The organism is Halomonas sp. SIMBA_159 (assembly GCF_046536035.1).
Lineage (GTDB): Bacteria > Pseudomonadota > Gammaproteobacteria > Pseudomonadales > Halomonadaceae > Vreelandella > Vreelandella venusta_A.
Window position 1 is genome coordinate 1 of record NZ_JAWJBT010001260.1, and the last position, 247, is coordinate 247.

A 247-nucleotide genomic window follows, 5' to 3' on the forward strand; every position below is an offset into this window, starting at 1 on the left:
CCATCATTTCAGCTGCGCCTGTGACAACTTCATGGAAGCGTTTCTTCAATAATTTTTTGGTGTCGTCCGATAGCGAACGGATCGTGCCTTCTAGTACGACGCTATCTGCCACCACATTATAGCGGTAGCCACCCGAGATTTTACCGATGGTGATGACGCCGGAATCCATTGGGTTAGCGTTGCGGCTGACGATGGTCTGGATCGCTGAAATCACTTGGTTGGCGATCACGATGGCATCCACCGTTTG

At 51.0% G+C, this 247-nt stretch carries 1 protein-coding gene; it reads right to left on the minus strand.

Annotation, left to right across the window (positions count from 1 at the left end; all coding sequences use genetic code 11):
* Nucleotides 1-229, minus strand: a 229-nt coding sequence (locus tag R0J87_RS23295) for a peptidase dimerization domain-containing protein (protein WP_498889342.1), incomplete at its 3' end; no start/stop codon positions are given.
* Nucleotides 230-247 lie beyond the last annotated feature (18 nt).